This window comes from Methylorubrum podarium (assembly GCF_022179745.1).
GTDB lineage: Bacteria > Pseudomonadota > Alphaproteobacteria > Rhizobiales > Beijerinckiaceae > Methylobacterium > Methylobacterium podarium.
Genome location: NZ_BPRD01000663.1, coordinates 1 through 4288, shown reverse-complemented (window position 1 = coordinate 4288; position 4288 = coordinate 1). Strand labels below are relative to the sequence as shown.

The following is a 4288-nucleotide window of genomic DNA, read 5'->3' as shown; positions in this document are numbered from 1 at the left end:
TGCGCGCTTTGGCGTGCAGCGTATCATGCTGTCAGGTATTGTGCTCTTTGCCTGCCATATCATCATGGCGCTGACCGGCACCGGCTTTTCATCCTTCGCCGCAGCTCTCGTGTTCCTCGGCGTCGGCTGGAACTTCCTTTATATCGGCGGCACCACGCTCCTGACGACGACCTATACGGTCGCTGAAAAGGGTCGCGCTCAGGCGACCAACGACATGACGATTTTTGCAGTCGGTCTGGCCTGTTCCTTCAGCGCCGGCGCGCTGCTTGAGAAATTCGGCTGGCAGACGCTGAACCTGATGTTGCTGCCGTGGCTGGCTGTAGCCGCAGCCGCGCTGATCTGGCTTGGCCTGCAGCAACGCCGAAGCCTGAGTACCCAAACCTCCTAAACCCCAACGAAATGGAAAGTCATGAATGAAGCAACTTTACGCGCTCCCGACACTGTAGACTCGCGCGACCTGCTTTTTGCCCGGTTCAACGAACTGGGAATAGTTGCCCCAACGGTTCCTTACCCTGCCCACCAAACGGTCGAAGAGGGCAAAGCCCTGCGCGGCGCGATGAGCGGCACCTTCACAAAAAACCTGCTACTGAAAGACAAGAAGGACCGGTTCTTCCTGCTTGCCATTCATGAAGATCGGGTACTAGACCTGAAAACCATCCACCAGCGCATCGGCGCGAAGGGCCGCGTTCGATTTGCACCGGCAGAGTCGGTTGTTGAACTGCTGGGGGTCTTGCCGGGAGCGCTTACGCCGCTCGGGCTGATTAATGACAACGGCGGCGTTGTTGTTGCGGTTGTAGATAACTCACTGCTTGATGCCACCCAGGTGAATTTTCACCCGTTAATCAACACCGAAAGCACAGGTCTTGCCCCCCAGGAACTGCTTACATTCATCCGCTCCTGCGGACGCGAGCCAGTTCTGGTAGACTTTGATGCGCTGATAGCAGCCGCCGAAGACGAGTAGCCATGAGCGGCGTTTTTCCCGCCACTTCGATGCCTGATCGCGACTGGTGGCGGACATTGTGGCCCGACCCCGTCGCGGTCCTGAGGCTGCTGGGGATCAAGCCGGGAATGACCGTGCTCGATCTCTGCTGCGGGGACGGCACTTTTACCGGCCCGCTCGCGCATCTGGTCGACGGGAAAGTTTTCGGGATCGACCTCGATCCCGCCATGATCGCGCAGGCACAGGAAGAGGTGGCGCGCTGGAACTCCTCGGTTCGGGGCTGGTTCTGCGCCGACGCCATGGAGGCGGCGAAGCTGTTGCCGGACCCGGTCGACTGCGTCCTCCTCGCGAACACTTTTCACGGCGTGCCGGGGTGTTGAGCACGCTCAGCCGACGGCGCCGCTGGCCGGGCACCTCGATCAGCACCTCGTTGCGGGCTTTGGCGACGTCGATGGCTACGAGAACGCCTACAGGTGGCGTAAGCTGTGGTTTGGTCATGGTCGATCCGTCTCCGGAATGAGGCTTCGAACACCGTCACTCTAGAGACCTGTTGATCGGCCATGACCGCCCAAGGCGGCGCGCTGCGCTCAGCAGGGCTTCGCGCGCCGCCTCCGAACCGTCGAGCCATCTTCCTGATGTGCTACGGCACCGAGTTCACCTCGAACGCCGTCCTCGCTTGGTGCGTCCAGACCGGGATCGCCTGGCACTACATCGCGCCGGGCAAGCCGATGCAGAACGGCATCTGCGAGGCTTTCAACGGCCGCATGCGCGACGAACTCCTGAACGAGACGCTGTTCCGCAGCCTCGACCACGCACGTGCCTGCGTCGCCGAGTGGGTCGAGGACTACAACACCGCGCGCCCGCACTCGGCGCTCGGCTATCTCTCACCGGCAGCCTATGCCGCCACCTTCACCGCAACGGGTACTCGGCTGCGCAACCCCACCAGCTCCGCCGAGCGCCCGTTGCTCCCACGGCGGAAAACCGCCAAACTCACGCCGCGGCTCTGCTTTCGGCTGGATGAAGAAGCGGGGTCACAGCACCTCCACCAGGGTCGCATCGCGTGTCAGCCCCTGGCGACCTTGACGTGCGCTAGCGCGGCTTTGAGCCCCTTCGCGAGTTCGCTCACATCCGTGTTGGCCCAGAAATGTAAGAAAAACAGCCTGGGCTCGTCCTTGAGCATATGGTTGTGCAAGGCCGTGACCTCGATGCCGTTGGCGCGCAGCGTCCGGATGACAGGGTTTACCTCGTCCGCCGTGAGCACGAAGTCGCCCGTAATCGCCGCCTTACCTCCGCCTGTCGGCTGGAAGTTTATGGCGATCGCGGAGCCCAACGCTTCGGGTACTTCCATGCCGCCGTCTGTGATGATGTCCGTGCGTGGGATCGAGACCTGGTAGACGCCCCCATTCACCTTTCCCTTGCGCCCGAGCGCCTGGTCTATAGTGACCGTATCGAGCTCTAGCTTCTGGTCAGCCGAGTCCGTCGCCGTCCGCGGCTCCGCACTCGGCGGCGGCAGGGGGTCGAGCGGCGTCCTGCTCTGGCCCACCGCCTCGCGCAGCGCGGTCGCGAGTTTGACGGCGTCGCCATGTCCGCCGACGTGCATGTACATGGTGGCCGGTTCGGACCGCAGCAGGTGGTTGTGAAGCGCCGTGACCTCGATCCCGTTCTCGGCCAGAACCTTCATCACTGGGTTGACTTCCTCGTGGGTGAGCACGAGATCGCCCATCACCATGGCATCTTTGTCGCCTATGGGCTGAAAGGCGAGCCAAGAGCCGAGCGCGAGCGCCGGCTTGATCTCAACCTCGTCCAAACGAACCTTCAGGTCGGAACGCGGCAGGCCGACGCGGTAGACGCCGCCGGCCTGAACCGTTCCCGCTTTACCAAGGGCTTGGGCGACGGCCTTCCAGTCGGGGTCAGCGAAGGCCGGAGCGGCAAAGGCAAGGCTCGCCGTAGCGAGGGCGGTGCAAAGCATTAAGCGCATTAGTCTTCTCCTGCTGTGTCTCGTCGCAAGTTGCTGGTTCAGCGGCGCCTTGCCGACTTCATTTCCGTATGGGCTTCTCAGTTTCGCGCCGCCGGCCTTTGCAAGATTCCATCCTCACTGATGTCTATTCCGGGCTGGCGCAGCTGCACGTTCTTGCCCGACGCCCAAACTTGGTAGCAGCGCTGCTCCTCGCCGTCGTAGGCGCGGCAGAGTGCGTCGCCGACGACGCTCCACTTGCCGGTTCCGCGCCTGCCCATAGAAATGACGGCGAGGGTGCCGTCTCGGCCAAACACCTCTGCGAAGTGAACCTCGTCCGTGAACTCCTGGCCTGCGAACTTGGCCGTGATCTCGCGTCCTTTGAGTTGACGGAAGGCGTCGGCAGCCCCGGTCTCCCTCACCGCGCCCGCAATGAGCAAAGACGCGAACGCTCCCAATATGGCCAGCCTGCGTCGTATCATCGATGCTCCCCTTTCGTCCGAGTGCTCTCAGGAGGCGTCTCTGGCTTTTGCAGGATGCCGTCTATGGCCTCCCCACCTGGTCCGCGGAGCTGCAAGTTTCTGTGCAGCACCCAGACTGTATGGCAGCGCGGATCGCTGTCAGCGAAGGTGAAGCAGACCTCATCCCCCTTGATGTGCCAGCTGCCGGTGTTCGGCTCGCGGTCGCCGGATGCCAACGGCCCACCCCTCTCGTTCGAGAGGAGGCGCCCACCCTTGGCGAAAACGAGCCCCCAATGGATCCCGTCCGTGAGTTCCTGACCAGAGAGCCGCGCCGCGATCTGAGGCCCTTTGAGCTGGCGGTAGGACTCGCCGGCCACCACTCCGGTGATACAAAGCACACAGAAGACGAGCGCCGCGTCCCAATCGCGCAAGCCGCTCAGGCAGGCTGTCACACTACGGATCGTCATGGCGTCAGGGGCTCGATCGTGAGCCGATCAAAGTGGGTGACGCTGTCCGCCTTGGTCCAGAACGCCACCTTGCCTGGTGAACCGAACGTCTGATCGGCGACCGTGAACAGCTCCCGGTTGTTGAACACGACCGTGAACTGATCGCCTTTCGCCCGCAGGGTCAGCTCATACCAATCACCTGCTGTCATCGGGAGGTTGGTACCCGCGAGTTGCTGCCGTCTGCCCCCTACAACCTTGTAGAAGCGCACGTTGTTCTCCAGCGCGTTGGCACGCACCACGTAGTAGTTCTGCGGATTTTGAAGACGCACCGCGAGCCCGCCAGCCTGAGAGTACGGAGCCGGCCGAGCCGAGCTTCCCGCTCCTGATCTATATGCCGACTGTTCCAGCCGACATCGCCGTGACGACCGCTTTCAAGGCGGCCGCCGGTCGGATCGATCAGGCTGGCGGGCTCGCGGTGCGTCTTCAA

The 4288-nt window shown here is 62.7% G+C and carries 7 protein-coding genes and 2 pseudogenes; 4 read left to right on the top strand and 5 right to left on the bottom strand.

Annotated features, from left to right (window positions below):
- The 3 genes from MFF42_RS25510 to MFF42_RS25500 form a co-directional block, all read left to right on the top strand.
- On the top strand, positions 1-388 hold a 388-nt coding region (locus MFF42_RS25510; protein ID WP_238258766.1), incomplete at its 5' end, for an MFS transporter.
- A 21-nt stretch (positions 389-409) separates the two neighbouring features.
- The gene (locus MFF42_RS25505; protein WP_238258765.1) at positions 410-961 is read left to right on the top strand and encodes a prolyl-tRNA synthetase associated domain-containing protein; all 552 of its coding nucleotides are present in this window, start codon (positions 410-412) and stop codon (positions 959-961) included.
- Positions 962-963: 2 nt separating this feature from the next.
- Positions 964-1320 carry a class I SAM-dependent methyltransferase gene (locus tag MFF42_RS25500; protein WP_306423565.1) on the top strand — a complete coding sequence of 119 codons (357 nt, stop codon included), beginning with the start codon at positions 964-966 and terminating at the stop codon, positions 1318-1320.
- On the opposite strand, the pseudogene MFF42_RS25495 reads toward MFF42_RS25500, so the two are convergent.
- Positions 1295-1438, bottom strand: a pseudogene (locus MFF42_RS25495) (IS110 family transposase); the annotation flags it as partial. The gene MFF42_RS25500 and the pseudogene MFF42_RS25495 sit on opposite strands and share 26 nt — an antisense overlap.
- 146 nt (positions 1439-1584) lie before the next feature.
- On the opposite strand from MFF42_RS25495, the pseudogene MFF42_RS25490 reads away from it, so the two are divergent.
- Positions 1585-1961, top strand: a pseudogene (locus tag MFF42_RS25490) (integrase core domain-containing protein); the annotation flags it as partial.
- 42 nt (positions 1962-2003) lie between these two features.
- Here the strand turns inward: MFF42_RS25490 and MFF42_RS25485 are convergent.
- The 4 genes from MFF42_RS25485 to MFF42_RS25470 form a co-directional block, all read right to left on the bottom strand.
- Positions 2004-2918 carry a DUF1259 domain-containing protein gene (locus MFF42_RS25485; protein ID WP_238258764.1) on the bottom strand — a complete coding sequence of 305 codons (915 nt, stop codon included), beginning with the start codon at positions 2916-2918 and terminating at the stop codon, positions 2004-2006.
- Positions 2919-2995: 77 nt separating this feature from the next.
- Positions 2996-3376, bottom strand: coding sequence for a hypothetical protein (locus MFF42_RS25480; RefSeq protein WP_238258763.1), 381 nt, complete (start codon positions 3374-3376; stop codon positions 2996-2998).
- On the bottom strand, positions 3373-3822 hold the full coding sequence (locus tag MFF42_RS25475) for a hypothetical protein (protein ID WP_238258762.1): 450 nt from the start codon (positions 3820-3822) through the stop codon (positions 3373-3375). The genes MFF42_RS25480 and MFF42_RS25475 overlap by 4 nt, the downstream gene beginning before the upstream one ends.
- The gene (locus MFF42_RS25470) at positions 3819-4100 is read right to left on the bottom strand and encodes a hypothetical protein (protein WP_238258761.1); all 282 of its coding nucleotides are present in this window, start codon (positions 4098-4100) and stop codon (positions 3819-3821) included. Before MFF42_RS25470 ends, MFF42_RS25475 begins: the two co-directional genes overlap by 4 nt.
- Between the last annotated feature and the right edge of the window lie 188 nt (positions 4101-4288).